Origin of the sequence: Exiguobacterium aurantiacum DSM 6208 (assembly GCF_000702585.1) — a bacterium.
GTDB classification, from domain to species: Bacteria; Bacillota; Bacilli; order Exiguobacteriales; family Exiguobacteriaceae; genus Exiguobacterium; species Exiguobacterium aurantiacum.
In genome coordinates this window covers 1,198,112-1,224,227 of the sequence record NZ_JNIQ01000001.1, presented here as the reverse complement: position 1 = coordinate 1,224,227, position 26,116 = coordinate 1,198,112, and the positions used below count along the sequence as shown (strand labels likewise).

Here is a 26,116-nt window from a genome sequence, read left to right as displayed (position 1 = left end):
ACTCGGGTAATATTGTTTGACCGTGTCGAAAGCGACGCCGCTTTTTCGAATGCTGGATGGTCTTTCTCTGGCAAAGCGGACAAGGGATGTCATGTCGACCCGGGATGACCGGAAAAACGTTTGGTTCTTCGTCTGACGACATTTGGATCTGAAAAAGGGCTGGAAGTGGAAGAAGTAATTTGATAAACTGTTGGGACAAAGCGAAAACTCCAATCGTGGTTTGTCTAAGCAACAATTACGATACCGGGGTTTTCGCTTTTTTTCTATGTTCAATTCAAAATCCGATGGATTTTATGTGTCAACCACACCTTATGGTGATGAGCCAAAATAATGGAGGTTATTATAATGGAAAAGTTTTCTTCGGATATTCGTACTGTCTCACAACGGATTCAACAGCTTAGACATTCCATATCGACTGAAGAAGCGACAAAAACTGCCTTGATTATGCCGTTCTTTCAAACATTGGGGTATGACGTCTTTAACCCGGCAGAGTTTACGCCAGAATACATAGCCGATGTCGGAATCAAAAAAGGAGAGAAAGTAGACTATGCGATTATGGAAGAAGGAAAGCCGACGATTCTTATTGAAGCCAAGTCTATTCGTGAACCCCTGACTAAACATGATTCGTAGTTGTTTCGATATTACGGTACGACACAAGCTAAATTTGCAATCTTAACGAATGGAGACATGTACCGGTTTTACACAGACTTAGAAACACCAAACGTGATGGATACTGTCCCATTCTTTGAAATCACACTTTCGAACATTAAAGATAATGAAATCAAGGAACTCTATAAATTTAAGAAACAAGAGTTCAACGTGAATACAATTCTTTCAACAGCCGAAGAATTAAAATATTTGAGCGCAATCAAAGATCAACTCAAAACGCTGTCTCAATCTCCTAGCGATGAATTGATTCGTCTCCTCATTCAAGAATGCTACCAAGGAATGAAAACACAGACTGTAGTCGATAAGTTTAGACCAATCGTCGCAAAAGCGTTCAATCAATTCATCAATGAGAACATGAACGAACGAATCAAGCACGTGATATCTGGAGAACCCGACAGCACCTCGAACGTCACAGTTAAAGAAAATGAAGAAGACTCAATTATAGACGATGGTACTGCGGAAATCGATTTACCATCTCAACCGGTTATTGAAACAACACAAGAAGAAATCGAAGGATACGCCACGGTCAAAGTATTGTTGGGCACCGTCGTGGATAAAGATCGTATTTTTTATCGAGACAACGCGAGTTACTTCAATATTCTAATTGATGATAGCAATCGAAAATGGGTGTGTCGTTTACATTTGAATTCGTTGACGAATAAATACATCACATTCCGTGATGAGCCAAATACCCGCTATAAAATTAACCATGTTTACGAAATTGAACAATTCACCGAGAGACTGAAAGTAATTGTTCAAAGCATCATCATGCCAAACGAATAAAGCAACAAGGCGAGGCAAACAAACTTTGCTTCGTTTTTTATTTCCACTCCTCTCTTGATGGAATCCATACTTCTATTTACCCGTTTTCGAATCGTTTCGTCTCACGCACCCCACAAAAAAACGCACTCCGTTTGGAATGCGTTCACTCAATTTTTGAATAGATCCATCGCCCACTCACGTGCCCGTTCGAGCTCTCCGTCTTTGAGCGGTCCTTCTTTACCGAGGACGAGGAACGATTCTTTGAGCACAGGTTCCGCCCCTTTCTCGAGCAATTCCCGCTCAATCCGTGTCGAAGCGTGTCCGAACCATTTCACGATTTTTCCGACGAAGAAGCCTTGGTCGTCTTCCGCCATGCTCGTATCGAACGCAGCGGCCCGCATTCCACGCAACGCATGGTCGGATAAGCCGTCTAAAAATGTCTTCACGTCTTCTGTCTCGCGGCCGCCGTGCGTCGGCGAACCGACGATGAGCAAATCGAGGTTGGCCAAATCCCCGTAGCCGATATGGCCGACTTGTTCGGCCCGGACATGGTGCAACTCGCTGAACCCGTCCTTAATGGCGTGGGCAACTTTTTCCGTGTGACCGTACATCGAGTCATAGATGATGAGAATGTGCATACCGATCCCTTCTCTCTATATGAACTTAGACGACGTTACACAGAATCTGTTCCCGTTTTCGAGGAGCGTCTATCATTTTACCGCCCTTCTTCTTTCAACAATTTGATGAACCTGTCGAGGTGTTCAAATTCACTCGCTTCAAAATCAAATACAGTCATCTTCTTCTCCTAATCCGGCTGACGATGAAAATGCACAGCCCGACCCCGATTGCGGTAAAGACGATCGTATCGATATGATTTCGTAAGCTGAACGGGGCGTCACGGATATATTCGGCCCGCTTCCACTCCGATCCGTCCTCGACCGCAATCACGTCTTCAATCGGCTCTCCGATGACTTCTCGATACTTCGTGCCGATTGGATACATATTGGATGCGTCGCCATAATGGCGTCCTGTCATATCGTCGGCCATCGTCTTGACTTCTCCGACGACGTCACCTAGCTCGGCCTCCGTGACGACAACGTCCATCACTTCATATAATCGTCCGTCCAAAACGACGAACGCATACGCCCACGACAAGGCATGGACCGAGACGGTGACCGACAACAACATGACGCTGAGCCAAGGGACGCGTCTCATTTGATTTCCCAGACAAACGTGGCGTTGTCGCTCAAGTCGATCTCGTCCGGTTCGAGTTCCGGCATGCGTTCTTCTGAGTGGAGGATATTTTCACTGAACGTCATACGCGTCGGGGAAAAGATGTGCAGCTCTCCCCACGTATAGTCGATCCGAAGCAACTCACCAAGCGTCGCCCCGGCCCCTTTGGCCAACAGTTCGGCTCGATGCCGCGCATTCTCGGCGGCGCTCGCAAGCAGTTCGTCTTGCACCGCGTCCGCGTCTTTGATTGTGAAGTGAATCGACAGTTTCGGTTCCGCCAGCGAATTGCTGATGTTTTCGATGACACGCGACAGCCGTTTCGTGTCGATTGGAAACTCGAGCTTCGTGCTTTGGTTGCAGACGTAACCGCGGAAACGGGATTTATAATTGCCGTCCTCATCGCGATAGCTCTCATAATCCGTGTCGATCGAGAAGTCGGTCGTCTTCAAAGCGGACTTCTCAAAATCTGCCTTTTCAATCGCTTTTAGAAGCCGGGTGATTGCGGTCGCCGCTTCGTTCATCGTCTCTTCGTAGCGTGCCGCCCGTGACGTCACATCCATTCTCAACACAATCAAATCCGGCTTGGCCGACACTTTCCCTGTACCTTTTACTGTGATCGTGCGCTCCATTTTTTCTCCCCCTATCGCATTCCTCATTGCTGAATTGTCATAGCCCCTCAATGACTCATTTCATCGGCTCGGCTCCAATCTGTCAAACCGTCGCAACGAAAGTAACGCTTTAAGCGTCAATACCCCAATCCATTCTGGATAGGCTTGGTTCAAATCAGTCTCATAATACGTTTTGCCCCATGGAGGCAAAATCTTTCCGTGCCTTTCCAGTTCATCCATCACAAAATGTAAGTGGGCGTCTAGTTTCCGTTCGTTTATCCCGAAACGGTTATTCGTTTTCGCGCACATGAAGTTAAGCGGCGTTGGGACATATTCGTGCCAACGTTCTTCTTCGTAATCAATGACTTGGCCGACAGCATCGATGAGACCACTCTCGAGACGCATTCGCCACGCCTCAGGCACCACATCAAACAATCTGATAAAACAATAGATTTCATTTTCTGAATTGAACAAGGGCTTCCGATTCATATACTGAATAGCATCTTCGACGAGTCGCTCGGTGTCTAGGCGAGCGGTATACTCACGATATTTATACAGATATGCAATAATCTCCGCGGAAGGATTTCCCCAATTTCGATCAATCATCGTCATGTTTTCGGTCTCGTCATAGTGCCACCAAAAAGCATGAGGAAAATCATTGCTATCTTTCGACACAGCAAACCAACCATTTCGCGATGTGTCATACGTATTTTCCAAATAGTGAATCGCAGCTTCGATCATTGGTTTTGTCGCATCTATTCCGCTTAGTTCATTCAAGTGGCGCAACCCGACAGATGTCGCCATCGGCGAGGAAATTGGGGCTCTGAAATCAGACTCAAGCCCATGCCCAAATCCACCATCGTCGTTTTGATACTTACTCAGTTCAAGTACGACGTGTTCCTGTGATTGCTCGTTAAAATAATGATTGAACCATGCGATTTCTAAAGGTCTTCCGTATGTCACAATCGTTTGTTCGGCTTGTTCAAAATGTCTGGCTCGTAACATTCTCAATAGGCTTCCTCCCTCACTGTTCTGTTTCTCGATTTCGCTTTGATTCCTTCTCAGTACAATCATTTTCTGCATTTCTATCATTTTTCCTATCAGTACAATCCCTCTTGCGTACTTCATCTATTCATACGTAATTACGGTTCCAGTTACGTTTGCTTCACTTTCGTTTGAGTGAAATGATGGTCCCGATGATCCAGCCCACGGTCGCACCAATCACAATCCCATAGACGAGTTCGAACCCAAAAATGAGCGGGATGATGACCCCGAAAGCCGACCCGAACGCGAGCCCTAACCCGACGGCAGATTGACGCCATTCACTAGTTGCCATGATATTCACCCCTCTCCCTATTTTGGTCTTATCGAGCCTGTTTCATCATGAACATTTCCACATCCTCAATCGTCTCAGCCCCCGACAAGGACGGATAAGCGTCTCGATTGAAGACGAGACCTTGTTCCGTATTCAAGAACATATACCGCTCACCGTCCGGAAAACCGTAATCACTCACATCCGTCAATTGAAGCGTAGCCCCATTTTGTGACCAGATGTGTGATGCATCGTATGGAATCGGCATAAAAATCCCTTCCATGCCTAACCGAAGCTCGGAGACGACATCCGCATCCGACTGCAACACCTCCGAACCAACGCCCGCGACAGTAAGCACTTGGATTGCACTGCCCGGCTCGATGTCTCCCCGATAGACGTCTGTCACGTCGATCGTCACGAGCGACCGGTATTCCTCTTGTCCGTTAAAGTCGAGCTCGATGTGATCGATTTGCGTCACGACGCCTCTTACCAAAGCCGGTTCCCATTTCGAGAACAGTTCTTCCTCACTCATCTCCATCAGATTCGCGGACGACACTCCGACATCGATGTCCCCTTCATCGACATAGGCGACCGACATATTACTCGAGTTGTCTGATAGTGGAATTCGTTCTTTGAAGCCGTCCCATGAGAATACAAAAAACGAGACCGCGGCGACTGCAATCATTCCTCCGACCCACTTGACGCGTTGTCGTTTCTTGACACTTCCCTGCATCGATTCTTCGACAAACCGATCATCGACTTCCCCCATCAATCGTGCCAGCCGTTTCCCACTCATCGTACCACCCCTTCCGCTATCAAATGACCCCTCAACTCGTTTCGCGTCCGCATGAGCACCATCTTCACTTTGCTGTCGCTCAACTGTCGCGCGTTCGCAATTTCTTTGATTGATTGAAATTGAAAATAGCGGGCCATGAAAATCTGTCTCGTCTCTTGCGGCAACTGTTCCAAAAATCCGTTCAACAAGTCGACCACTTCGCTGTCTTCAATCAGTGATGCCGACAGACAGTGCTCGAGTTCCTCGAGGACGAGTGGAACTTGGCTACCGCCTCGTTTTTTGGCACGTGTCTTCTCATATGTATGAAGCGCGACGTTGCGGACGAGTTTTGCTAAATAGGCCGAAAACCGTCGCGGTCGTGTCGGTGGGATCGCGTGCCACGCTTTCATATACGTGTCGTTCACACACTCGTCGGCGTCTTCACGGCTATGCAAAATATTGTATGAAATCGTGTGGCAATACGCCCCGTACTTCTCCGCCGTCGCCGAAATCGCCTGCTCGGAGCGGGCGAAATATAAATCGATAATCGCTCCATCATCCAACTGAACCCCTCCTTTTCACCTTCATCTCTATAGACCGGGAACGAAACGCATCGGTCACACGTTTCGTAAAAGTTTTTTTGAGCGGCTCTTCACGGCTGGACTCCCCGACTCTCGTTTTTCCTTGAGCAACGTGATTACATCGTCACGGAATCGTGGATGTATCATGCTCAAGTCAAACAGCGCTTGAAGCGCGTTGACGATGACAATGTTGCTCGTCTCGGTGTCGATCCAACCAGTGAGTACACGGACGATGTCGGCCGCCTCTTCCTCGGTCCATGCCATCCGTGTCACGAGTTGCGCCAAATGCCACCTCACTTCTTGTTGGGTGGCGAGATGCAGCTGTTGGAACAATGTCGCTTGGTGCGGTCGAAGCAGCTCTGGATGACGTCGCGTCACTTTCTCCACCGCATCCGCGCTCCGCATTCGGACGACAGGACGGTCGTCCGTCAAGCCGGTCATCAATTCCTCGAATCGGTCCGGATTGTCCCCCACGATGTCGACAACCTCGTCGACATGACCAATTGACCGCAAATCCCCTCCGGTCAATAATTCTCGGATGTCCATTCGCTCACCTCTTTCTTCATTCTCATTTTACAAAAAAAGGGACCCAGTAGACACTGAATCCCTATGCATTCGTATTAGTTATTCTCTTGCTTCAACCGGTCGATGATATTATCCGACTTTACTTTCGAGATGGCGTACAGCATCGAAGCACCGACGATAAGGAAAATCACGACCGTAACGAATAAGATGTCGGCCCACGGCAAGGAGAACGGGGCTTCGAACGTGTTGATTTGCGCGCGGTAGATGAGATACATGATGAGCACACTGATTGGCAGTCCATATGCCAGCGCCTTCACGCCGTAGAAGATGCTCTCATAGTACACCATCTTGTTGAACCCTTTCGGTGTCATCCCGACCGATCGCAGCATCGCGAATTCGCGTCGCCGGAGCGAGACACTCGTCGAGATCGTGTTGAAGATGTTCGCCACCGAGATGAGTGAGATCAAGACGATAAACCCGTAGACGAAAATCGATAACAACAACAACACTTGCTCTTGTTGCTCACGTTGCTCCGACACGTTGAAGATGTATTGATCCATATTTTGTTCCGCTTCAATCACTTGTTGCGTCGCTTCCGGATTACTCGTGTTCAAGGCGATTGATGGGCTCGATTGCTGCATCAACTGACCGATCGCATCCTCTTCAAACGTCCCTTCTCGGACGATCACATCGAGCCACCCGAGTGAACTCGTCATCACTCCGGTCGGGGCGACGTCGGTCATGGCAGCGATTTTGATTGTTTTAAGCGGTGCCGTCTCATCTGTCGCGTTCTCGTCCCGGAGTTCGAGCGTATCACCAATCTCTGTCTCAATCGTCTTCGAGTTGACAAACTTTTTCTTATCGACGTCTTGATACGATACTTCATCAATCAAGACGGCACCTGGAACGTCGTCGTCTTCAAAGTTGCTAGCAGATGCCCCGATTTGTTTCAAATACGCATCGAAACTCTCATCATCTAATTGATAAAGGGAGACGTAGTACACAAATTTCCCATCGACGAACGTGGACACCAAGTCTTCGTTCTCGGTGACGGCGCTCGGTAACCGTGCTTCGTCGACTACCGCCTGGACGGTCGTGTTCTCGAAGTACGTCCCGCCCGTCACATTATCCAACGTCTCATAGCGACGTAAATCATCCTTGGTGAGATTCGATCCGTTCACGAGGATATCGAACTCGTACGACCCTTGTGACATCTCGAGCGACTGCTCGAGCCGATCCGTGAAATAGCTGACGACCAAAAACAAGACGATACTGATGACGAGCGAGAACACGGTCGCCAAATACCGTTTCCGGTTGCGCTTCGTGTTTTTCAACCCGATCTCCGCCTCTAACCCGAAGATGCGCCGAACGAGTTTCGACGTCTTCACGTTCTTTGACGAAAGTCGCACGTCCTGGGTTTGACGAATCGCGTCAATCGCCGAAATCTTCGAAGCGCGGCGGGCCGGTAGATAACAGGAAATGAAAATCGTCACGCTCGAAATCAGGATCGTCAACATGAGCGTGACGGGTGTGACGACGACTTCAAACTTCTCTGTCACGTTGAGCGCTTTCTCAGCAAAGGCGTTGATGAACAGGAACGTGACCCCAATCCCGGTCACCCCGGCAAGAATACCGAGCGGGATGCTGATTCCGCCGATGACGAATCCTTCAAAGAAGACCGAGTTCCGCTTCTGCCGTTTCGTCGCTCCGACACTCGCCAGCATCCCGAGATAGCGTGAGCGCTCGGATACGCTGATGGCGAAGGCGTTATAGATGAGCGAAATCGAACCGATGACGATGACCGTCATGATGATGCCCCCGAACCCATACAGCGTCTTGCGCAAGCCGTCATCATCGGTCACACCGTAATACCGAAGCAACGAAGAGTTATACGCGATGCCTTCAATCTGTTGCTCGCGCATCAGTTGTTTCGTCTCTTCATAAATCGAGCTGTCGACATCGTTCAAGGCGACGAGCGTATCGACGGTCGCACCGTTCAACGCCTTATCGTCAATATATCCGACGACCGTGTAGCCTGGCGACCACGTCGGTTCCCACGCCGGTCGCGTCATCGTGCCGACGACGGTCAACGTCACCGTGTCCTCGACGTTCAATTGTTCCAGAATCGTCTCCCCGTCACGAATCAAGCCGTCGTTTTGCGTCAATACACGACCGGATGCTTCGTCCATGCGCTCGCCGATTTTCAACGTCAACTCGTCCCCGATGTTGTACGTGACTTGCGCGTTTTGACGGATGGCCTCGGAAATGACGACTTCCCCTTCTTTGTTCGGCAAGCGTCCCTCCGTCAAATCGACGGGGAAGTTCTTCAGTCCCGACGTGTTATAGTTCCGGACGTATAGGTACGGTTTATATGCATTCTGCGAATCCGTTAATGCCGCATAGCCGTCACTTGATAGGATGACGTCTTTCGTCGACTCATCCTTTCGAATCGCCTCGACTTGTTCTTCGTTCGTGTTGACATATTTGACGTGCCATTCCCCGTTATCCGCGATGTCTTGGCGAATCATCAGGTCCAAGAACGACGAACCGAGTGTCGTCACGGCCGTGATCATCGACACCGAAATGATGACCCCGATGATGGTGACGAGCGAACGTCGTTTATTCTCGCGCAAATGCCGAAGTGTCATTTTATTGATGATGTTCATGAGCGGACGACCTCGTTCTTCGCAATCTTCCCATCCTCGATTGAGATGATCCGGTCCGCCTGCAACGCAATCCGCTCGTCATGCGTGATGATGATGAGCGTCTGATTGAACTTCTTGTTGAACAGTTTCAGGAGGCTCATAATCTCTTCACTGTTTTGACTGTCCAAGTTCCCCGTCGGCTCATCGGCCAAAATGATGGCCGGATTGCTGATGAGCGCCCGACCGATCGAGACGCGTTGCTGCTGCCCGCCCGACAGTTGGTTCGGCAAATGCGTCAACCGGTTCGACAGCCCAAGGATCCCGAGGATGCGCTCCAAATGGGCGGCATCGACTTTTTGTTCGTCCAACAACATCGGCAGCGTGATATTCTCCTCGACCGTCAAAATCGGGATTAAATTATAGAACTGATAAATCAAACCGATTTGACGACGGCGGAAGATAGCAAGCTGCGTCTCGTCTAACTTGTAAATATCCGTGTTGTCGATTAACACCTGTCCACTCGTCGGCACGTCGACACCGCCGAGCAAATGTAACAACGTTGACTTCCCTGAGCCCGATGGTCCGACGATACAGACGAACTCGCCTTTTTTGACGGTGAACGACACATCATCGAGCGCCCGGACTTCCATCTCGTCTTTCCCGTATATTTTTGATAAGTGTTGCACCTCTAATATGTTCATATCTGCACCCTCCAGTACTTGATCTACTTCGAGTGTACCGAGCGAGTGTGACACGTCCGTGACTCGAAAGTGACTGTTTCGTCACTTAGACGATGGCTTTATAAAATCGAATTTGAAACGCTGTCCCGGCTCCACGTTCACTGCGGACGATCAATTCCCCTTGTTGGCTCGTGATGATGCTGTGCGCCATGGCGAGCCCGATGCCGACACTGTCCTCGCTCGCGTTCATCCCTTTATAAAAACGTTGGAAGATGTAAGGGACGTCTTGTTTCGCGATGCCGCTCCCCGTGTCGCGGATGACGATTTCCGTATAGAGCGTGTTCTCACTGAACTCGATGAACAAGTCGCCTTGTTCCGGTGTATGTTCGACGCAGTTCTTCAAGATATTGATCAGCGCCTCGGTCGTCCACTTCGAATCGCCTTCGAACGTGACGTCGTCCTCACCCGTAATGTGAAGCCGTTGCATTTTGATATCGATCGGTACGAGCATCGGTTCGGTCACGGCTTGAACGAGAGCGGGGACGGACACCGGTTCGCGCTTGAACTGAATCGTCCCGGCATCGATTTTAGACAGTTTGAGCAGCGACGAGACGAGCCATTCCATCCGCTCGAGCTGTACTTGCACGTTATGTGTGAACTCTTGTCGCTTGTCATCCGACAGACGCGGATCGCTGAGCAAGTCCGCCATGACCATCATCGACGTGAGCGGCGTCTTCAATTGATGAGAGATGTCAGAGATGGCATCCGTCAGCTTCTGCTTGTCTTCCTCGAGATGCGTCCCTTGCTCCGACAGCATCTTCGTCACTTTATAGATTTGACTCTTCAACAGACTGAGCTCGCCTTCCCGGTTGTCGCGAACGTCGAGTTTGTAGTTGCCGTTACTGATCTCTTGCAGGTAGCTCGACAGCTGTTCGATTTCGCGATAGCGCCACATCGTGAATCGATATGTCACCGCCATGAATGCAATCGATAAGACGATGACGAGGAGCATCGCTTCGCGCGAGATGAACAGCGTCACCCCGACGGCCAAGCTGATGATCACAAAGACGCTCAGCAAATACATACGAATTTCTCGGTTTCGCAACATGTCAGCGTTCCACCTTGTAACCGATACCGCGCACTGTCTTAATCAAACTCGGTTGTTGCGGGTCATCCTCTAGCTTCTCCCGCAATCGTTTAATATAGACGGTCAGCGTATTGTCATTCACAAAATCCCCGCCCATGTCCCACATCTGGTCAAGCAGTTGGGCGCGCGTCAGCACTTGTCCCGTATGTCGACTGAAGATGAGCAGTAACCGATACTCGAGCGCCGTCAATAAAATCTCGTCTCCGCCCTTTTTAACTTTGGCGTCTTGCGTATTAATTTCGACCGCACCCATTGTAAGAATCGACGAACTTGTTTGTTTCGTGTAAAGGCGCAGCACCGACTGGATGCGTGAGATGAGTTCACGGACCCGGAACGGTTTTGTGATGTAGTCATCCGCTCCCATATCGAGTCCCATGACGACGTTGACTTCATCGTCGAACGCCGTCAAAAAGATGACGGGCGTATCCTGTTTTTGCTTCACGAGCCGACACAAGTCATAGCCGCTCCCGTCCGGCAACGATAAATCGAACAGACACAGGTTAATCGTATGGAGTTGTTGTTCGATCAAACGTGTCGCGTCAGCCACGTTCTGGCATAACGTCGTCGTAAATTGTTCTTGCTCGAGTGAATATTGGAGACCGGAAGCAATCGTCCGGTCGTCTTCGACGATTAAAATATGCATGGTGTTCCCTCCTGACTCTTCTTCTCATAATATAGCAGTCTTTTTTCAAGTGAGGAGACAAAACAAAAAACCGAACGAAACGACTCGTTCGGTCAGATTATACTTTTGTCACCCGAAGGCATTCCGGTCGCTCGAACCCGACGTCGCCCAAAAATTGCAGCGCATCAATCGTCAACTCGTCACGCGTGATTGTCTTGACGCTTGGTTCGGTCTGTTCATCGACCCATACTTTCCAAATCTCAACTTCATCCGCTATCTCGAGATGGCCGACGATATACGCAACGAGCTGTTCGGCTCTTGCGTCGGAATAGCGCCAGCGCAATTCCACGACGTGTGGTTTTGAAGAATACGCTTTGACGTTCTCCACGTCATAATAGAGGTCTCGCTTGATTTCAATCTCGTCGAGCTGTTCTTCCGATTCGACGTTCATCAAAATCTTTTCGTCACGATCGAGGTCCTCGTCGTCTGTGAGCATCTCGGGCAAGATGACACCTTTTTTGATGGCTTCGTTGATGGATAAGAACTCGACATATGGATTTTCGACTTCTTTCAGCGGTCGATCGCTAGTCATGAATTGGAATTCACTCATCTTCATTTGCCCCTCTCAGTCTTGTTCTGAAATTTCACGCAGTCCTTTTAACGTACGTAACTTTTGTGTCTGTCGTTGTATCAAATAGGCGATGAACGCGGCAAGCGCAATGTTCGGCCAAATCACCCATACTGCGAATGGACTAATGACATTGATACAGACAGCGATAATATTGACAAGCAACACAACTTGATACAATTGCAACACGCGATTCGTTTTCGCAATCATTGAGTCAAAATCGGAATAGAGATGGAACGGACCGTCTTCAGTCCGTTTTCGTAAAAAAATCCATCGGAACGATGTATCAACGACTTCGATTCCCATTTCATCTAAAAACTCAAGGTACGCTTTTGACCGAGTGTGATTCGGAAGTTCTTCCAGCAATTCGATTCGATACATATATGTGCCCGGTTCGCCTTTACTAAACACGTAACGTCCAATCTTGAATCGTTCTAGCAACCATCCTTGTGCCGCCATCTCATTCAACCACTGCTCTTCTTTTTCATAATCGACATAAACACGATAAACCGTTTTTGTTTTCAAGACTTGTTTTCCCCAATCCACTGTTTTCCGTTTGCGACAAGCTCCTCAAGGCGGACGAGTTCTGCTTCGAGTACCGCTTGCCCCTTCACGGTAATGAGATACTCTTTCTTTCGTCCGTTCACTCCCTGCACCGCCTCAATCCATTCTTTCTCGACTAAGCTGTTCAGTGCCCCGTACAAAGTTCCAGCAGCCAATTGAACGCGACCGTTGCTCAATTCTTGAACCAATTGCATGATTCCGTACCCATGTCTCGGGACTTGTAATGACAGCAGCACATAATAGACTGCTTCCGTCAAAGCGACGTTTCCCAATGGTTTCTTCATGACTCGTCCCCTTTACTTCGTCTATCGATATATCGGCTCCCGATATATCGATTCTATCCTAAATTTTGGTGGTTGGCTACAAGAAAAAAGGGACCCAGTAGACACTGAATCCCTGCAAAAACTTATTCGACTGTCGATGCCACCTCGGCGAGCGCCGCTTCTTCTTTATGGTAGTTCTCGACGAACGCATCAAGATGTGCCCGTACTTCATCCGTCGATTTCGTATCCATGAGCTTCACACGGAGGTCACTCGCCCCGCGGAACCCTTTCACGTAAATCTTGAAGAAACGATGCAAGTTCGAAATCGAACGCGGCACTTCTTCTTGGAACTTATCTTGCAGGTCGAGTTGAAGACGAAGCAAATCGAGGTGTTCTTCCATCGAGTGCTCACGTGGTTCTTTCTCGAACGCGAACGGGTTCTTGAAGATCCCGCGGCCGATCATGACGCCGTCGAAGCCATACTTCTCGACGAGCTCTAATCCCATCTGACGGTCGAGGATGTCCCCGTTGATCGTGATGAGCGTATCCGGTGCGATCTCATCACGCAGTTTGACGATGTCCGGGATCATCTCCCAATGCGCATCGACTTTACTCATCTCGTTGCGAGTGCGCAAATGAATCGACAAGTTGGCGATATCTTGCTTCAAGAGATGCGTCAACCAGTCGCGCCATTCGTCGAGCTTCGCGAAACCGAGTCGTGTCTTGACACTGACCGGGATGCCGCCGGCTTTCGCCGCTTGAATGAGTTCCGCTGCGACGTCAGGACGGAGGATGAGTCCGCTCCCTTTCCCGCGTTTCGCCACGTTCGGGACCGGGCAGCCCATGTTGATATCGAGCCCTTTATAGCCCATCTCGGCCATGCCGATGCTCATCTCGCGGAAGTAGTCCGGGTTGTCGCCCCAAATGTGGGCGACCATCGGCTGCTCATCCTCGGTGAACGTCAAACGTCCGCGCAGGCTGCCTTTCCCTTCCGGATGGCAGTAGCTGTCCGAGTTCGCGAATTCGGTGAAGAAGACGTCCGGTCGGCCGGCGTGGGCGACGACGTGACGGAAGACGACATCGGTCACGTCTTCCATCGGGGCTAGTATAAAGAATGGACGCGGCAAATCGCGCCAGAAGTTTTCGTTCATATAAAATCATTCCCTTTCTTAATCAATCCAACAAAATCACTTCATCCATTCTATTATGGACGGGGGAATGTATCAACTGACAATACTTCCAAATTCCTTTAGCCCCGTCCAGTCTCAATGATTTTGAAGAAATGGGCAAACCCGTCTTGCAACAAGTACTCCAATACGCGATCCGTATGCTCGACCGCGACGACGTTCGTTTGCAGCAACGTCTGCAACACCATCCCATCGATTGCCGCCATCGTCCACGCGGCGACCGCTCGTGTTGAGGGACCATGCTCGACGCCGTATGCCCGCACGAAGATGGCTTCCACCCGACTGATCCAATCCTCGTACTTTTGCTTGAACTTGAGTTGTAGTTCCTCGTTCCCGAGCATCGCCTCATGGGCCAAGTAAAACTGTAATCGATTCTCCGCATCTTTTTTTAATCGGTCCTGCATCCCAGCAAAAATTTCTTGAATGATTTCTTTCACTTCTTTTTGATCTTCAAGAGACACGGTCGCGATCCGGCAAATCTCTCCTAGCCCTTCATCCATCACATCGTACAGAATTGCTTCTTTCGAACTGTAATAATGATAGATGGCACCCGTACTCAGACCCGCTCGCTTGGCAATCCCCCGAAGCGTCGTTCCTTGAATCCCGTGTTCGACGATCGTCGCTCGCGCCGCCTCTAATATTTTTTGCTTTCCTTCGTTCATCATCTGCTCGACGCTCCTCACACAATAATGGCTAATTATATCATAATGATTTGACGGATTTATGACATGTCACTGTGACGTCCCAAACTCGATTGACAACGCTTTCTTAAGTTTGTTACACTTTTCACATAAACATAACGAACGTTCGGTATGTTTTAGAAATCATTTTTTCCACTACACTTTAGAAATGAAAGGGGCGTTACGTATGTTCTTCTTTGAATCGATTCCTTGGTACAACGTCGCGATGTGGTTCGTCGTGTTCGGCTTGTTGATCGGGTTGAATGAAATCGTCCGGTCTAGTAAAAAAGCCAGTATCTTCATGTTTATGGTCGTACCGATTGCCTTGACCCCGATTTGGGTCTTCACCGCCGACCCTGAGATCACCTCATGGTTCCATTGGGTGAAAGTGTATTCGGCATTAGCCGGTAGTTTGATTTATATGGTCATCCGCTTCACGGATTATCATAAGAAACATCCGTGGTACCTGATCCTCGTGCCTGGAATTTTAGCGCTCAACATCGCCGAGGCCGTCGTCCGGGAGTTCCAAGTCGGCATCATGGGGTTTGAAGGAATGGTCGACGGGATGGAATACATCTCGGGCGGCTGGAACTATGTGAACGCCGTCGCCGGGATCTTGAACTTGCTCCTCATCTGTGGCTGGGTCGGCATCTTCGCCACATCAGGTAAGAAGAAAGACATGCTTTGGCCGGACCAAACGAAGCTATGGATTGTCGCGTACGGCATTTGGAATATCGCTTACGTCTATTCATGCGCACCGGGCAACGCGTTCTACTCAGGCTTTGCTTTGAACATCGCCGCGACGGTCCCTGTTCTTCTTTGGGCGAAAGGGACATGGATGCAAAACCGTGCCCAAACGCTATCGTTTTGGATGATGTGGGTCATGACGTTCCCTTACTTCTTCGCCGTCGGCAGCACGTTTAACGTCAGCGTGTCGTATAATCCGGCAGCGAACTGGACCCTTGCCCTTGTTAGTCTAGCACTGAACGTCGTCCTCGCCGTCTGGCAAGTGACACGGATCGTCAAATACAAACTCAATCCGTTGAAAGACGAGTTGTGGAAAGATACGAACGAGTATAAAGAAATCAACGCGATGCGTGAAGATGCAGTTCCTGAACGGGAAACCGCGATCGGTAAAGTGTTGTAAACAAAAGACGGGCCTCAATGCCCGTCTTTTTGCATGTTTTCGCGTAGTTCTCTAGTAACTTCAACCGACTTCGATCTCGTGGGCAGGAAATAAAGCCGATATCTCGGTCACTCTTTATTTTTTACGGCGTCACCGTTCATCTCACTCACTCTAAACTCAACTATCCTCTTTATTAATTCGAAAGGAATCGGTTTATCAATCGGAAACTGAACAGAACCTTTTGCACTTTTGTAGTCGGATAACTCATCTTTGAAAGCGTCGATGCCTGCTGGAGTTGGATAAAATCCAATATGATTTTTATATGCTGCAAAGTGCACCAAATTACCTTTTAAATAATACGTGGGCATTTGGTAACTCATATTTTCTTCTGCCTCAGGGGAGATGTCTTTTACTAACTTCCTCAGCGTCTGGAGGATTGCTTGAACCTCAACAGGAAATTGTAAAATGTATTCATCTACAGTTGTCATTTTAGTCTGTTTCATCATTTACACGATCTCCTCATATCCTGTTTTTGACCAACCCTTCCTTGCTGCTTCTACTGGTGCGCCTTACGTTGACTGACAGCGTGCGACAAAACCAGGTTATAGAGATTTGTCGCTCCTATAGGAATCAAATACCCGTCTGCCGGATGTTTCCAAAAACGTATTGTCTTTCGCACACAGAAGTTGATTACCTCGCTTCAGTCTCATTTCTACTTCGGCCATCCAATCCATCAGCGCCCTCCCTCGAGTATTGTTTCCACATCTTGAATGAACCGTTCGACTTCCCGCTCAATCAATTCAGCCAACTGCTCCGGCTCATCAAAATCGGGAGAAGATGTCAATGCGCGCTCAAGAATGGCATCTAGATTTTCATCGTTATGGAAGCCTTGTACTGTTTGAAACGTGGTCGCGTACTGTTCCGACAGTGTCCTATTGCGAGCGGACAACCACACCTCAAAGCACCCTGTACCATGGAGATAGACAACTGCGATTTTAAGCCCTCTCTCTTTCAAAGACGATGTGTTTACCGATACGTAAGACATATCCATATAGCCTGGGTACAGACCGCTCACCTCGTATCCACTCTTCATGAAACGAGATCGCAGGTGCCCTAGAAATTCAAGGATACCTCGATACGCGAGCGGCATGTCTCCTTGTTTGACGGTCGACGTATATGCTTGAATCAACTCAGTCAATGGTTTCAAACCGAGTGCCCTCCTTCGCTGATCAATTTTATAACCCGCCCCTTCTCCATATGACGTTCAATCGTTATCTTATTCCCTTGTTCACGCTGAATGATTGTTATTCTTTTCAGACATTCGTCAATTGAAACACAGCACTTTCTTCACAAAGCCTCGTCCGCTGCCTTCGAGTTCATACTAATCGCGAGAAGTTGCACACGATTTTATAGTTCGTCGTGTATGATATAATTACTAATAAGTTAATCGAAGTGAAAAGGGTGAAAAAAATGGATCAGAACTCATATATCGAACGTCAAAAACAAGTAAAATTTGCAGTTGGTATGGCCGCAATCGATGGGGGAAAACCAAGTCCTTTTACACAAAAATTGCTGGAGCGATATGAAGATGGCGAAATCACTTCAGCCCAGTTTAAGCAAGCCATTATGGAGAAGTACACGAAAGCACGTCAATCCTAATGGATCCTTACGTATACCCCAACACGAGTGTGCTTATAAATAAGCTTGGGATTACTGACGAACAACAACTGATTACTGTTGAAGCACAGCTCATCATTGCAAACATATTAGAAGTAGAGTCATTCATTTCGGAAGTGGATTTCGATAGTTATCATTCTTTGCAACAACTCCATCGACATCTATTTAATGAACTGTATGAGTGGGCCGGTGAATTTCGTTCAATCAATATTTATAAACATGAGCGAATTTTGGACGGTTTGTCTGTGATCTATAGTGATTCTAAGCATATTCGAACAAATTTAGAGTCTATTTTTGATTGGCAACAAGAAATCAAATGGGAGCATAAAAATATACGCCTCCCTGTCTATTTCGCTAAGCTAATGACAGACTTGTGGCGGGTCCATCCTTTCCGTGAAGGGAACACCCGCACTGTTTCTGTTTTTATGAAACTTTTTGCTCAACATCATAATTTGCCTTTTAATGCAGAACTGCTTTCCAATAATGCCGGTTACCTTAGAAATGCACTTGTCATGGCTGCCATCAACGAAGCTCCAGACCCGAGCTATTTACACAGAATTATAAATGACGCTTTGGCCACTGATGTCTCTAACAAGTTGGCAGAGAACGATTCCTCTCCCGAAAAATATCGCACAATTGGATCGTACAACGTTTCTAACTATGAAGAGAAGCCGTTCTCTACAGACTACGATGAATCGTGAGTTCTAGCCCAAAGATTATAAAGGCGCTTTAATTATTAAGGCAATAAAATAGCCCTTAGCTGAACCGTATGAAAACGGAAAAGCTAAGGGTTTTTATTATACTTTTTCCATCCACGCCACCGTCTCGACATGCGCCGTATGCGGGAACATGTCGACTGGTGTCACTTCGACGAGGCGGTAGCCACGGTCTGCGAGGTAACGCATATCGCGCGCTTGCGTCGCGACGTTACACGACACGTAGACGATCCGCTTCGGACTCATCTCGACCATCGTCTCGAGGAACGACTCGGCACAGCCTTTCCGCGGTGGGTCGACGACGATGACGTCCGGGTTGATGCCATCTTTCTTCCACTGTGGCAACACATCTTCCGCCGCACCACACGCGTACGTCACGTTATCGATCTCATTGACGAGCGCGTTCTGTTTCGCGTCCTCGATCGCTTCCGGTACGACTTCGACGCCGTACACGTGCGCCGCTTTCCGCGCGAGAAACAGACTGATTGTCCCGATGCCGCAATAGGCGTCGACGACTTGCTCGGTCCCGGTCAACTGCGCATACTCAAGCGCCTTGCCGTAAAGTTTTTCCGTTTGGACCGGGTTGACCTGGAAGAACGAGTGCGGGGAAATCGTGAACGTCAGTCCGCCGATCTTGTCCTCGATTGTCTCATGACCGTACAAGAGTTTGTTCGTCGACCCTAAGATGACGTTCGTCTTGTCCGGGTTGACGTTTTGCATGATCGACGTCACGTTCGGGAGACGCTTCAAGATGTCGGCGACGATCTCGTTCACGCCTTTGATTTTCGTCGTCTTCGTGATGAGGACGATCATCAGTTCACCCGAATGGTATCCATAACGGGCCATGACGTGGCGGATGACACCGCGCCCTGTCTTCTCATCATACGCCGGCACATCGTGTGCCGCGAGCACGTCGCGGACGACTTGGACGGCCTCGTCATTGCGCTCGTCTTGGATGAGGCATTCCTTCATCTCGACGATATCGTGCGAACGCGGACGATAGAATCCGGCGACGAGGCGACCGGCCTCGTCTTTGAACGGCACTTGTGCCTTGTTGCGGTATCGCCACGGTTCCGGCATGCCAATCGTCTCGTGGACAGGCACATCGAATTGGCCAAGTCGCTTCAACGCATCGACGACACGGTCCCGTTTTTGGCGGAGCTGGCCGTCATAGCTGAAGTGTTGGAGCTGACAACCCCCACATTGATAAAAGATCGGGCACGGCGGCTCGACGCGGTCCGCGCTCGCTTGTTTCACATCGATCAAGCGGGCGAACCCGTACTGTTTGTTCGTCTTCGTCACGACGATCTCGACCGTCTCCCCTGGGAGCGCGTTCGGGACGAACAACGTATAGCCGTCGACGCGCGCCACACCTGCCCCTTCGTGGGTGAGGTCGTGGATGTCGACGTCGAGACGGTCATTCTTTTTCACTGGTAGCATGTGCCTCTCCTTTCTTGAATCAAAATTCCTGTATATACCGTTTACCCGTTCGAGGCGAACGAAAAGCTCGACGTGTGCGCCACGCCGAGCCGACTCATTCTGCTTTCTCGATTGACACGTTGAACAGCTGTTTGATCATCTGTTCGCGCTCATATTGGGCGTTCAGTTCTTCCATCTCGCGAATGCGCGCGTTCGGTGCAAGCACCGTCAAGTGACGGAACAAGTTGCGCATCTCGCCGGTGCATTCCCCGCCGTACTCGCCGTCGATGTTGAGGCTCATCGACTCCGTCGTCTTCATCTTGACGTGGCTCGTCTTGAAATGTTCGACGAGCGGGCTCGTCAAGTGCTCGCCACGGAGCAACAAACGGACGACATGGATGAACTCGAACAAGTTACATTTCCGTAAGATGAACAAGTCGAACAAGCCATCGTTCAATGACGCGTGCGGTGAGATTTTCTCAAATCCGCCGACCGAGTTCGAGTTCGACGTGAGGAAAATCATCACCTCGCCGCTGAACGTCCCTTCGTCATGCTCGAGCTCGATGTACGTCGGTTTGATGAGCGGCAGCTTCTCCATCCCTTTGACGTAGTACGCGAGCTGTCCGAGTGCCGTCTTCAACTTCGATGGCACTTCATAAGACAACTCCGTCATGATGCCGCCGCCGGCGATGTTGATGAAGTAATGGATGTCGCCCTTCTCGCCTGCGATCTCCCCGAGGTCGACCGGCATCTCGAACCCGTCGCAGATGACGTCGAGCGCGCCGACGACGCTGAGCGGGATCCGCATCGCCCGGGCGAAGTCGTTCGTCGTCCCGACCGGAATGAGCCCGATCGTCGGACGCGTCTCAAGCGGTGCGAGGCCCGAGATGACCTCGTTCAACGTACCGTCCCCGCCGGCTGCGATAATCAAATCAAACTCGGCCGCGGCGGCCCGAACGGCCTCGAGCGTCGCGTCACCGATCGCTTTCGTCGCGTACGTCGACGTCTCATAACCCGCATCCTCTAAGCGGTTCAAGATGTACGGGAGTTCCCGTTTGATCACTTCTTTTCCTGATGTCGGGTTATAGATGACCCGCGCACGTTTCCGTTGCATATTGATTCTCTCCCTTTGCTCATGTCGAGCGAAAAGCGAGACACAAGTGCCTCGCCGCTTCGTTAGCGTTTGGCAATCTCTTCGTGGAACAAGCCATCGAGGAGTGCCGGGTTCGCCATCCCTTTCGTCTGTTTCATAATTTGGCCGATGATGAAGCCTTTCGCCCGGTCTTTCCCGTTCTTAAAGTCTTCAATCATTTGTGGGTGCGCTTCGAACAACTCGAGGATGTAGCCGCGAAGCAAGTTCTCGTCCGAGATTTGGGCGAGCCCGTTCGCTTCGACATACGCTTTCGGTTCGGCGCCTTCCTCGAGCATCGCTGTGAACACGCGTTTGGCAATCTTCGAAGAAATTGTACCGTCTCCGATCAAACGAATCAACTCCGCGAGCGCGCCCGGTGTCAGCTTCATCGTCTCGATCGTCTCATCCGATTTGTTCAAATGCCCGAGCACTTCGCCCATGAGCCAGTTCGCCGCGGCTTTCGGTTCAGCGCCAGCGGCCGTCGTCGCCTCGAAGAAGTCCGAGAACTCGCGTGTCGACGTGAGCGCCTTCGCGTCATACGCCGACAAGCCGTAGTTGTCCATGTATCGCTCGCGACGCGCGGCCGGCATTTCCGGAAGTGTCGCCCGGATGCGTTCTTTCCACGCTTCGTCGATCTCGAGACGGACGAGGTCCGGCTCTGGGAAGTAACGGTAATCGGCCGCTCCTTCTTTGACACGCATGAGGATTGTCTTCTTCGCCGCCTCATCGAAGCGGAGCGTCTCTTGACGCATGACGCCACCCGTGATGAGGAGTTTGCGATGACGCTCTTCTTCATACTCGAGCGCCTTCAACACGTTCGAGAACGAGTTCAAGTTTTTGAGCTCCGTCTTCGTGCCGAACGGCTCTTGTCCGAACGGACGGACCGAGATGTTGCAGTCGCAACGGAGCGACCCTTCTTCCATCTTGACGTCCGAGACGCCGGCGAACGAGAGCACTTCTTTCAAACGCTCGAGGTACGCGACCGCGTCTTTCGGCGAGCGCATGTCGGCCTCACTGACGATCTCGATGAGCGGTGAGCCGGTCCGGTTGAAGTCGACGACCGAGTGCTTCTCGCCCGTATGGTTCATCTTCCCGGCATCTTCTTCTAAATGGACGCGCTCGATGCGGAACCGTTTCATCTCGCCATCGACTTCGACGTCGACGTGACCGTTAAAGCCGATCGGCTGGTCGAACTGCGAGATTTGGTACGCTTTCGGCGTGTCCGGATAGAAGTAGTTCTTGCGGTCGAACTTCGTGTCGGTCGCGACTTCACAGTTCAGTGCCATCGCGGCCTTAATAGCGAGGTTGACCGCCTCTTCGTTCAATTTAGGCAAAACGCCCGGGTGTCCGAGACAAATCGGACACGTCTGTGTATTCGTTTCGGCACCGTACGTGCGCGAGCAGCCACACCAAATCTTCGACTTCGTGCTCAGCTCGGCGTGCACCTCGATCCCGATGATCGTTTCAAAGTTCATCGTCCGTCCTCCTTAAAGCTGTGGCATTTTGAAACCGCCGTTTGCTTGTTCGAAAGCATGGGCCACGCGGTAGAGTGTTGGTTCACTGTAATGGTTCCCGATGATTTGAAGACCGACCGGGAGTCCTTCTGACAAGCCGGCCGGGACCGAGATGGCCGGTACGCCCGCCAAGTTGACCGGGATCGTCATGATATCGTTGGCGTACATCGTGAGCGGGTCTTCGAGTTGGTCACCGAGTTTGAACGCCGTCGTCGGTGCCGTCGGTCCGATGATCGCATCGTACTTCTCGAACACTTTTGCGAAGTCTTGCTTCATGAGCGTGCGGACTTGTTGCGACTTCTTATAGAACGCATCGTAGTACCCAGAGCTAAGAGCGTACGTTCCGAGCATGATGCGGCGCTTCACTTCTTCGCCGAACCCTTGCTCACGCGAGTACGTGAACACTTCTTCGAGCGCGTCGGCTTCGGCGCGGCGTCCGTAACGGATGCCGTCGAAGCGGGCGAGGTTCGAAGACGCTTCAGACGAAGCGAGCAAGTAGTACGTCGGGAGCGCATATTTCACCGTCGGGAGCGAGACCGTCTCGACCGTCGCACCGAGCGACTTGAGCGTGTCGATCGCTTGTTCGATCTGTTTGCGGACACCGTCCGAGACACCTTCTGCCATGAATTCTTTAGGCAAAGCGAGCTTCAAGCCTTTGATATCGCCATGAAGCGACTTCGTGTAGTCTGGGAGGTCGACCGTCGATGACGTCGAGTCCATCTCGCAATGTCCGGCGATCGCGTTCAACAAGTAGGCGTTGTCTTCGACGCTGCGCGTGAGCGGACCGATCTGGTCGAGCGACGAGGCGAACGCGACGAGACCGTAACGTGAGACGAGGCCGTACGTCGGCTTCATGCCGACGACACCGCAATACGCGGCCGGTTGACGAATCGAACCGCCCGTATCCGAACCGAGGCTAAACAGCACTTGGCCGGCTGCGACCGTCGCCGCCGAACCGCCTGACGAACCACCTGGTACGCGGGTTGTGTCCCATGGGTTGCGAACGACTTTGAACGCCGAGTTCTCGTTCGATGAGCCCATCGCGAACTCGTCCATGTTGAGCTTCCCGATCGTGACGGCACCGGCGTCATGCAGACGCTCGACGACCGTCGCGTCATGGGCCGGTACGAAGTTCTCGAGGAACTTCGAGGCACACGTCGTGCGTGTCCCTTTCGTGACGATGTTGTCTTTGACGCCGATCGGCAATCCGAAGAGCGGATTGTCCGCTGTCTTCGCGAGGTCGTCCATCCGTTTCGCCTGCTCGAACGCATCTTCGTTGAGCGTTAAAAACGCACCGACTTTCTCATCTGTGCGCTCGATTTGATCGAACGACTCTTTGACGAGGTCCGTCACCGAGACCTCGCCTTCTTTTAATAAGGTATGTAGCTTCGCTACACCGTGATCGAATAAACTCATGTGGGGCCTCCTTATTCAAAGACGGCTGGGACACGGACTTGACCGTTTTCCCAATCAGGCGCCATCCGTTCGACTTCCTCGCGCGGAAGCGACGGGCGGACCTCGTCTTTGCGTAGTACGTTTTTCAAATCTAGGGCATGGGTCGTCGGGATGACGCCCGTCGTATCAAGCTCATCGAGTTGCTCAGCGAACTCGAGAATTTTTGTCAATTGCTCCGTGAAGTGCGTCACTTCATCATCAGTGATCGCCAGTCGGGCGAGCCCGGCGACGTGCCGTACTTCATCTTCTGTGATTCGAGTCAATCTTCACACCTCCAACATGTTTTCATACATCGCTCCTTATCATACCACTATTTCATAAGACAAAAAAGAAAATCCAATCCGGCAAAAATCAGCTTCATTTTTTACAAACATGGGAAATCTGACCCGAACATTGACTCGTTTCCAAAAACGGCTATTCGATGAACGGCCCAATCTCCTTATGCTTAAAGAGAAGACTGTACATATGGGGAGGATCACTATGTCAATCCGGAATAAACTGATTGCCGCGTTCACCGTCTTGCTCGTCTTGTTGCTCGGCGTGAGCGGTTATGCGTTGTACGCCTTGAACGCCTCGAAGGCCGCACAAGAAGACATGACCGTGTCGTGGGTGCCAGGCATGGACCAGATTCATCAAGTCGACAAACAGTTGCTCGAGATACGCCGCCATTTGATTCGACACGCTCTCGTCGAGGACGAAGTGACGAAACAGAACGTCGAACGCGACGTCGAGACGGGCGTCACGATTTTAAAGCAACGGATGAGCGGCTATGAATCGACGATCATCACACAAGCTGACCAAGAACTGTTCGACCAGGCCGAGGCGCAGTGGACGACGTTCCAAGCGAACATCGCCGAACTATTGCGCATCTCAAACGAGGAAGGCCAAGCTGAGGCCGAGGCGTATATCCGCGACACGGCGACGCCGAGTGCGGATGCGCTGTCGAACACGCTCGGCCTTCTCGTCAACTTGAACCGTGACGCCATCATCTCCGACACGGAACAAGGCGAGGCGCTGTTTGAACAAGTGCAGCTCACGCTCATCGTCATCCTAGCCGCCGCTGCCATTTTCACCGTGCTCATGATGCTGTTCATCTTCCGCTCGATCTTCGAACCGTTAAACGAGTTCAAAGTGAAGATGCGTGAACTCGCGACGAGCGAAGGCGACTTGACGACGGCGATTCCGGTGAAACGCCGTGACGAGTTCTCAGGGCTCGCGCGTGACTTTAACCAATTCATCGCCAATTTGAGACAGCTCATCTTGCAAGTGAACGATGTCTCCCGCGGCGTGGCGGCCCAATCGGCGAACACGTATGAAGAGCTGAAAGCGCTCGACACGTACATGACGACGACGGCGGCGACGACCGAGGATTTGACGGCCGGTATGCAACAGACGGCCGCGAGCGCCCAAGAGATGAACGCGTCGGCCTCGGACATGGAACGGACGCTCCATCACATCGTGTCGATGGCTGCGGAACGGAAAGACGAGGCGAAGCGTGTCGACGCCCGCGCGGTCGCCTTGCGCGGCCATGCCGTCGAGGCGAAATCGTCCGCCCTCGACGTGCTCGATTCGACCCGGCACCGATTAGAACGGGCGATGCAAGACGCCAAGGCGGTACGCGAGATCGCGACGCTCACGAACGACATTTTAGACATCGCCGCCCAGACGAACTTGTTGTCTTTGAACGCCTCGATCGAAGCGGCCCGGGCCGGGGAGGCAGGACGCGGATTCGCCGTCGTCGCCGACGAGATTCGTAAGCTCGCCGAGACGAGCCGGACGACCGTCGAGCGCATCCAAGCGATCTCGGCTACCGTGCTCCAATCAGTCGACCATTTGAACGAGACATCGAGCGAGATGCTCACGTTCCTCGACACGAACGTCGTCAAAGACTACGACCAGCTCGAAGAAGCGGCTGAACAGTACAGCGAGGATGCGGGACGGTTCGAGACGACCGCTTCCGAGTTCGCGGACGCCGCCGCTGAGCTTGAACAGTTGACGTCGAACATGATCTCCGTCATCCAGGACGTCGCCGTCACGGTGAACAACGGCGCCCTCGGCACGCAAGACATCGCTGAGAAAGTGACGCTCTCGGTCGATCGATTCGGTGAATTGAACCGGGCGACCGAGATGTCGCAACAAAAGATGGACGAGTTGAATGAACTGATCGGCCAGTTCAAAGTATAACGACAAGGACGC

At 50.9% G+C, this 26,116-nt stretch carries 29 protein-coding genes and 1 pseudogene; 6 read left to right on the top strand and 24 right to left on the bottom strand.

Annotated elements, in window-relative coordinates:
- The first annotated feature begins 345 nt into the window (after positions 1–345).
- Positions 346–630, top strand: a complete 285-nt coding sequence (locus tag P398_RS17030) for a hypothetical protein (protein ID WP_235263311.1) — start codon at positions 346–348, stop codon at positions 628–630.
- Positions 631–687: 57 nt separating this feature from the next.
- Positions 688–1,452 (top strand): hypothetical protein, encoded by a 765-nt coding sequence (locus tag P398_RS16085; RefSeq protein ID WP_235263310.1) that lies wholly within the window; start codon positions 688–690, stop codon positions 1,450–1,452.
- A 146-nt stretch (positions 1,453–1,598) separates the two neighbouring features.
- Here P398_RS16085 and P398_RS0106525 read toward each other — a convergent pair whose 3' ends face one another.
- The 17 genes from P398_RS0106525 to P398_RS0106440 all read right to left on the bottom strand — a co-directional run bounded on the left by P398_RS0106525 (position 1,599) and on the right by P398_RS0106440 (position 14,866).
- Positions 1,599–2,069: a flavodoxin family protein gene (locus P398_RS0106525; RefSeq protein ID WP_024370535.1), complete on the bottom strand. Its 471-nt coding sequence runs from the start codon at positions 2,067–2,069 to the stop codon at positions 1,599–1,601.
- A 154-nt stretch (positions 2,070–2,223) separates the two neighbouring features.
- Positions 2,224–2,646, bottom strand: a complete 423-nt coding sequence (locus P398_RS0106515; protein WP_024370536.1) for a hypothetical protein — start codon at positions 2,644–2,646, stop codon at positions 2,224–2,226.
- Positions 2,643–3,293 (bottom strand): SIMPL domain-containing protein, encoded by a 651-nt coding sequence (locus tag P398_RS0106510; RefSeq protein WP_024370537.1) that lies wholly within the window; start codon positions 3,291–3,293, stop codon positions 2,643–2,645. The genes P398_RS0106515 and P398_RS0106510 overlap by 4 nt, the downstream gene beginning before the upstream one ends.
- A 60-nt stretch (positions 3,294–3,353) precedes the next feature.
- Positions 3,354–4,364: a hypothetical protein gene (locus P398_RS0106505; RefSeq protein ID WP_200872640.1), complete on the bottom strand. Its 1,011-nt coding sequence runs from the start codon at positions 4,362–4,364 to the stop codon at positions 3,354–3,356.
- A 73-nt stretch (positions 4,365–4,437) separates the two neighbouring features.
- Positions 4,438–4,608, bottom strand: a complete 171-nt coding sequence (locus tag P398_RS16800) for a septum formation initiator (protein ID WP_115336686.1) — start codon at positions 4,606–4,608, stop codon at positions 4,438–4,440.
- Positions 4,609–4,636: 28 nt separating this feature from the next.
- Positions 4,637–5,380, bottom strand: a complete 744-nt coding sequence (locus tag P398_RS0106495; RefSeq protein ID WP_024370539.1) for a hypothetical protein — start codon at positions 5,378–5,380, stop codon at positions 4,637–4,639.
- Positions 5,377–5,922 (bottom strand): RNA polymerase sigma factor, encoded by a 546-nt coding sequence (locus P398_RS0106490; RefSeq protein WP_029334520.1) that lies wholly within the window; start codon positions 5,920–5,922, stop codon positions 5,377–5,379. The genes P398_RS0106495 and P398_RS0106490 overlap by 4 nt, the downstream gene beginning before the upstream one ends.
- A gap of 54 nt (positions 5,923–5,976) precedes the next feature.
- A complete protein-coding gene (locus P398_RS0106485) occupies positions 5,977–6,486 on the bottom strand; it encodes a HEAT repeat domain-containing protein (protein ID WP_024370541.1) in 510 nt (169 codons plus the stop codon).
- A 74-nt stretch (positions 6,487–6,560) separates the two neighbouring features.
- Positions 6,561–9,131 (bottom strand): ABC transporter permease, encoded by a 2,571-nt coding sequence (locus tag P398_RS0106480; protein ID WP_029334519.1) that lies wholly within the window; start codon positions 9,129–9,131, stop codon positions 6,561–6,563.
- On the bottom strand, positions 9,128–9,811 hold the full coding sequence (locus P398_RS0106475; RefSeq protein ID WP_024370543.1) for an ABC transporter ATP-binding protein: 684 nt from the start codon (positions 9,809–9,811) through the stop codon (positions 9,128–9,130). Before P398_RS0106475 ends, P398_RS0106480 begins: the two co-directional genes overlap by 4 nt.
- 85 nt (positions 9,812–9,896) lie before the next feature.
- On the bottom strand, positions 9,897–10,898 hold the full coding sequence (locus P398_RS0106470; RefSeq protein WP_024370544.1) for a sensor histidine kinase: 1,002 nt from the start codon (positions 10,896–10,898) through the stop codon (positions 9,897–9,899).
- Between the two features lies 1 nt (position 10,899).
- Entirely contained in the window at positions 10,900–11,580 is a 681-nt protein-coding gene (locus tag P398_RS0106465; RefSeq protein ID WP_029334518.1) for a response regulator transcription factor, read from the bottom strand.
- A 97-nt stretch (positions 11,581–11,677) separates the two neighbouring features.
- Positions 11,678–12,169 (bottom strand): hypothetical protein, encoded by a 492-nt coding sequence (locus P398_RS0106460; RefSeq protein ID WP_024370546.1) that lies wholly within the window; start codon positions 12,167–12,169, stop codon positions 11,678–11,680.
- 15 nt (positions 12,170–12,184) lie between these two features.
- Positions 12,185–12,712: a DUF2812 domain-containing protein gene (locus P398_RS0106455; protein ID WP_024370547.1), complete on the bottom strand. Its 528-nt coding sequence runs from the start codon at positions 12,710–12,712 to the stop codon at positions 12,185–12,187.
- On the bottom strand, positions 12,709–13,035 hold the full coding sequence (locus tag P398_RS0106450; protein WP_024370548.1) for a PadR family transcriptional regulator: 327 nt from the start codon (positions 13,033–13,035) through the stop codon (positions 12,709–12,711). Before P398_RS0106450 ends, P398_RS0106455 begins: the two co-directional genes overlap by 4 nt.
- Positions 13,036–13,157: 122 nt before the next feature.
- A complete protein-coding gene (locus tag P398_RS0106445; protein WP_024370549.1) occupies positions 13,158–14,165 on the bottom strand; it encodes a tRNA dihydrouridine synthase in 1,008 nt (335 codons plus the stop codon).
- A 98-nt stretch (positions 14,166–14,263) separates the two neighbouring features.
- Complete coding sequence (locus P398_RS0106440) at positions 14,264–14,866, bottom strand: TetR/AcrR family transcriptional regulator (RefSeq protein ID WP_029334516.1); 603 nt, start codon at positions 14,864–14,866, stop codon at positions 14,264–14,266.
- Between the two features lie 202 nt (positions 14,867–15,068).
- Here P398_RS0106440 and P398_RS0106435 point away from each other — a divergent pair, with 202 nt between their 5' ends.
- Positions 15,069–16,028: a DUF5692 family protein gene (locus P398_RS0106435; RefSeq protein ID WP_034798973.1), complete on the top strand. Its 960-nt coding sequence runs from the start codon at positions 15,069–15,071 to the stop codon at positions 16,026–16,028.
- Between the two features lie 107 nt (positions 16,029–16,135).
- On the opposite strand, the gene P398_RS0106430 is transcribed toward P398_RS0106435, so the two are convergent.
- The gene (locus P398_RS0106430) at positions 16,136–16,510 is read right to left on the bottom strand and encodes an iron chaperone (RefSeq protein WP_029334514.1); all 375 of its coding nucleotides are present in this window, start codon (positions 16,508–16,510) and stop codon (positions 16,136–16,138) included.
- 230 nt (positions 16,511–16,740) lie between these two features.
- Positions 16,741–17,214, bottom strand: coding sequence for a DUF7000 family protein (locus P398_RS0106420; RefSeq protein ID WP_024370553.1), 474 nt, complete (start codon positions 17,212–17,214; stop codon positions 16,741–16,743).
- Between the two features lie 263 nt (positions 17,215–17,477).
- On the opposite strand from P398_RS0106420, the gene P398_RS0106415 reads away from it, so the two are divergent.
- Both P398_RS0106415 and P398_RS0106410 read left to right on the top strand, forming a co-directional pair.
- Positions 17,478–17,666 (top strand): antitoxin VbhA family protein, encoded by a 189-nt coding sequence (locus tag P398_RS0106415; protein ID WP_024370554.1) that lies wholly within the window; start codon positions 17,478–17,480, stop codon positions 17,664–17,666.
- Positions 17,666–18,385, top strand: a complete 720-nt coding sequence (locus P398_RS0106410) for a Fic/DOC family protein (RefSeq protein WP_024370555.1) — start codon at positions 17,666–17,668, stop codon at positions 18,383–18,385. The genes P398_RS0106415 and P398_RS0106410 overlap by 1 nt, the downstream gene beginning before the upstream one ends.
- A 96-nt stretch (positions 18,386–18,481) precedes the next feature.
- Here P398_RS0106410 and rlmD read toward each other — a convergent pair whose 3' ends face one another.
- From rlmD to gatC, 5 genes and pseudogenes are all read right to left on the bottom strand, one after another.
- The gene (rlmD, locus tag P398_RS0106405; protein WP_024370556.1) at positions 18,482–19,840 is read right to left on the bottom strand and encodes a 23S rRNA (uracil(1939)-C(5))-methyltransferase RlmD; all 1,359 of its coding nucleotides are present in this window, start codon (positions 19,838–19,840) and stop codon (positions 18,482–18,484) included.
- A gap of 94 nt (positions 19,841–19,934) precedes the next feature.
- Positions 19,935–20,957: pseudogene (locus tag P398_RS0106400) on the bottom strand (diacylglycerol kinase); the annotation flags it as partial.
- A gap of 38 nt (positions 20,958–20,995) precedes the next feature.
- Positions 20,996–22,426: an Asp-tRNA(Asn)/Glu-tRNA(Gln) amidotransferase subunit GatB gene (gatB, locus tag P398_RS0106395; protein ID WP_029334513.1), complete on the bottom strand. Its 1,431-nt coding sequence runs from the start codon at positions 22,424–22,426 to the stop codon at positions 20,996–20,998.
- Positions 22,427–22,438: 12 nt separating this feature from the next.
- Entirely contained in the window at positions 22,439–23,881 is a 1,443-nt protein-coding gene (gene gatA / locus P398_RS0106390) for an Asp-tRNA(Asn)/Glu-tRNA(Gln) amidotransferase subunit GatA (protein WP_029334512.1), read from the bottom strand.
- 11 nt (positions 23,882–23,892) lie between these two features.
- Positions 23,893–24,183 carry an Asp-tRNA(Asn)/Glu-tRNA(Gln) amidotransferase subunit GatC gene (gatC, locus tag P398_RS0106385; protein ID WP_024370560.1) on the bottom strand — a complete coding sequence of 97 codons (291 nt, stop codon included), beginning with the start codon at positions 24,181–24,183 and terminating at the stop codon, positions 23,893–23,895.
- Positions 24,184–24,400: 217 nt separating this feature from the next.
- Here gatC and P398_RS0106380 point away from each other — a divergent pair, with 217 nt between their 5' ends.
- The gene (locus P398_RS0106380; RefSeq protein WP_029334511.1) at positions 24,401–26,104 is read left to right on the top strand and encodes a methyl-accepting chemotaxis protein; all 1,704 of its coding nucleotides are present in this window, start codon (positions 24,401–24,403) and stop codon (positions 26,102–26,104) included.
- The last annotated feature ends 12 nt before the right edge of the window (positions 26,105–26,116 follow it).

What these genes read in the sequence shown, in the direction of transcription:
- P398_RS17030 (WP_235263311.1), top strand. Translation starts at nt 346, where the DNA reads ATGGAAAAGTTTTCTTCGGATATTCGTACTGTCTCACAACGGATTCAA.
- P398_RS16085 (WP_235263310.1), top strand. Translation starts at nt 688, where the DNA reads ATGTACCGGTTTTACACAGACTTAGAAACACCAAACGTGATGGATACT.
- P398_RS0106525 (WP_024370535.1), bottom strand. Translation starts at nt 2,069, where the DNA reads ATGCACATTCTCATCATCTATGACTCGATGTACGGTCACACGGAAAAA.
- P398_RS0106515 (WP_024370536.1), bottom strand. Translation starts at nt 2,646, where the DNA reads ATGAGACGCGTCCCTTGGCTCAGCGTCATGTTGTTGTCGGTCACCGTC.
- P398_RS0106510 (WP_024370537.1), bottom strand. Translation starts at nt 3,293, where the DNA reads ATGGAGCGCACGATCACAGTAAAAGGTACAGGGAAAGTGTCGGCCAAG.
- P398_RS0106505 (WP_200872640.1), bottom strand. Translation starts at nt 4,364, where the DNA reads ATGATAGAAATGCAGAAAATGATTGTACTGAGAAGGAATCAAAGCGAA.
- P398_RS16800 (WP_115336686.1), bottom strand. Translation starts at nt 4,608, where the DNA reads ATGGCAACTAGTGAATGGCGTCAATCTGCCGTCGGGTTAGGGCTCGCG.
- P398_RS0106495 (WP_024370539.1), bottom strand. Translation starts at nt 5,380, where the DNA reads ATGAGTGGGAAACGGCTGGCACGATTGATGGGGGAAGTCGATGATCGG.
- P398_RS0106485 (WP_024370541.1), bottom strand. Translation starts at nt 6,486, where the DNA reads ATGGACATCCGAGAATTATTGACCGGAGGGGATTTGCGGTCAATTGGT.
- P398_RS0106480 (WP_029334519.1), bottom strand. Translation starts at nt 9,131, where the DNA reads ATGAACATCATCAATAAAATGACACTTCGGCATTTGCGCGAGAATAAA.
- P398_RS0106475 (WP_024370543.1), bottom strand. Translation starts at nt 9,811, where the DNA reads ATGAACATATTAGAGGTGCAACACTTATCAAAAATATACGGGAAAGAC.
- P398_RS0106470 (WP_024370544.1), bottom strand. Translation starts at nt 10,898, where the DNA reads ATGTTGCGAAACCGAGAAATTCGTATGTATTTGCTGAGCGTCTTTGTG.
- P398_RS0106465 (WP_029334518.1), bottom strand. Translation starts at nt 11,580, where the DNA reads ATGCATATTTTAATCGTCGAAGACGACCGGACGATTGCTTCCGGTCTC.
- P398_RS0106460 (WP_024370546.1), bottom strand. Translation starts at nt 12,169, where the DNA reads ATGAGTGAATTCCAATTCATGACTAGCGATCGACCGCTGAAAGAAGTC.
- P398_RS0106450 (WP_024370548.1), bottom strand. Translation starts at nt 13,035, where the DNA reads ATGAAGAAACCATTGGGAAACGTCGCTTTGACGGAAGCAGTCTATTAT.
- P398_RS0106445 (WP_024370549.1), bottom strand. Translation starts at nt 14,165, where the DNA reads ATGAACGAAAACTTCTGGCGCGATTTGCCGCGTCCATTCTTTATACTA.
- P398_RS0106440 (WP_029334516.1), bottom strand. Translation starts at nt 14,866, where the DNA reads ATGATGAACGAAGGAAAGCAAAAAATATTAGAGGCGGCGCGAGCGACG.
- P398_RS0106435 (WP_034798973.1), top strand. Translation starts at nt 15,069, where the DNA reads ATGTTCTTCTTTGAATCGATTCCTTGGTACAACGTCGCGATGTGGTTC.
- P398_RS0106430 (WP_029334514.1), bottom strand. Translation starts at nt 16,510, where the DNA reads ATGAAACAGACTAAAATGACAACTGTAGATGAATACATTTTACAATTT.
- P398_RS0106415 (WP_024370554.1), top strand. Translation starts at nt 17,478, where the DNA reads ATGGATCAGAACTCATATATCGAACGTCAAAAACAAGTAAAATTTGCA.
- P398_RS0106410 (WP_024370555.1), top strand. Translation starts at nt 17,666, where the DNA reads ATGGATCCTTACGTATACCCCAACACGAGTGTGCTTATAAATAAGCTT.
- rlmD (WP_024370556.1), bottom strand. Translation starts at nt 19,840, where the DNA reads ATGCTACCAGTGAAAAAGAATGACCGTCTCGACGTCGACATCCACGAC.
- gatB (WP_029334513.1), bottom strand. Translation starts at nt 22,426, where the DNA reads ATGAACTTTGAAACGATCATCGGGATCGAGGTGCACGCCGAGCTGAGC.
- gatA (WP_029334512.1), bottom strand. Translation starts at nt 23,881, where the DNA reads ATGAGTTTATTCGATCACGGTGTAGCGAAGCTACATACCTTATTAAAA.
- P398_RS0106380 (WP_029334511.1), top strand. Translation starts at nt 24,401, where the DNA reads ATGTCAATCCGGAATAAACTGATTGCCGCGTTCACCGTCTTGCTCGTC.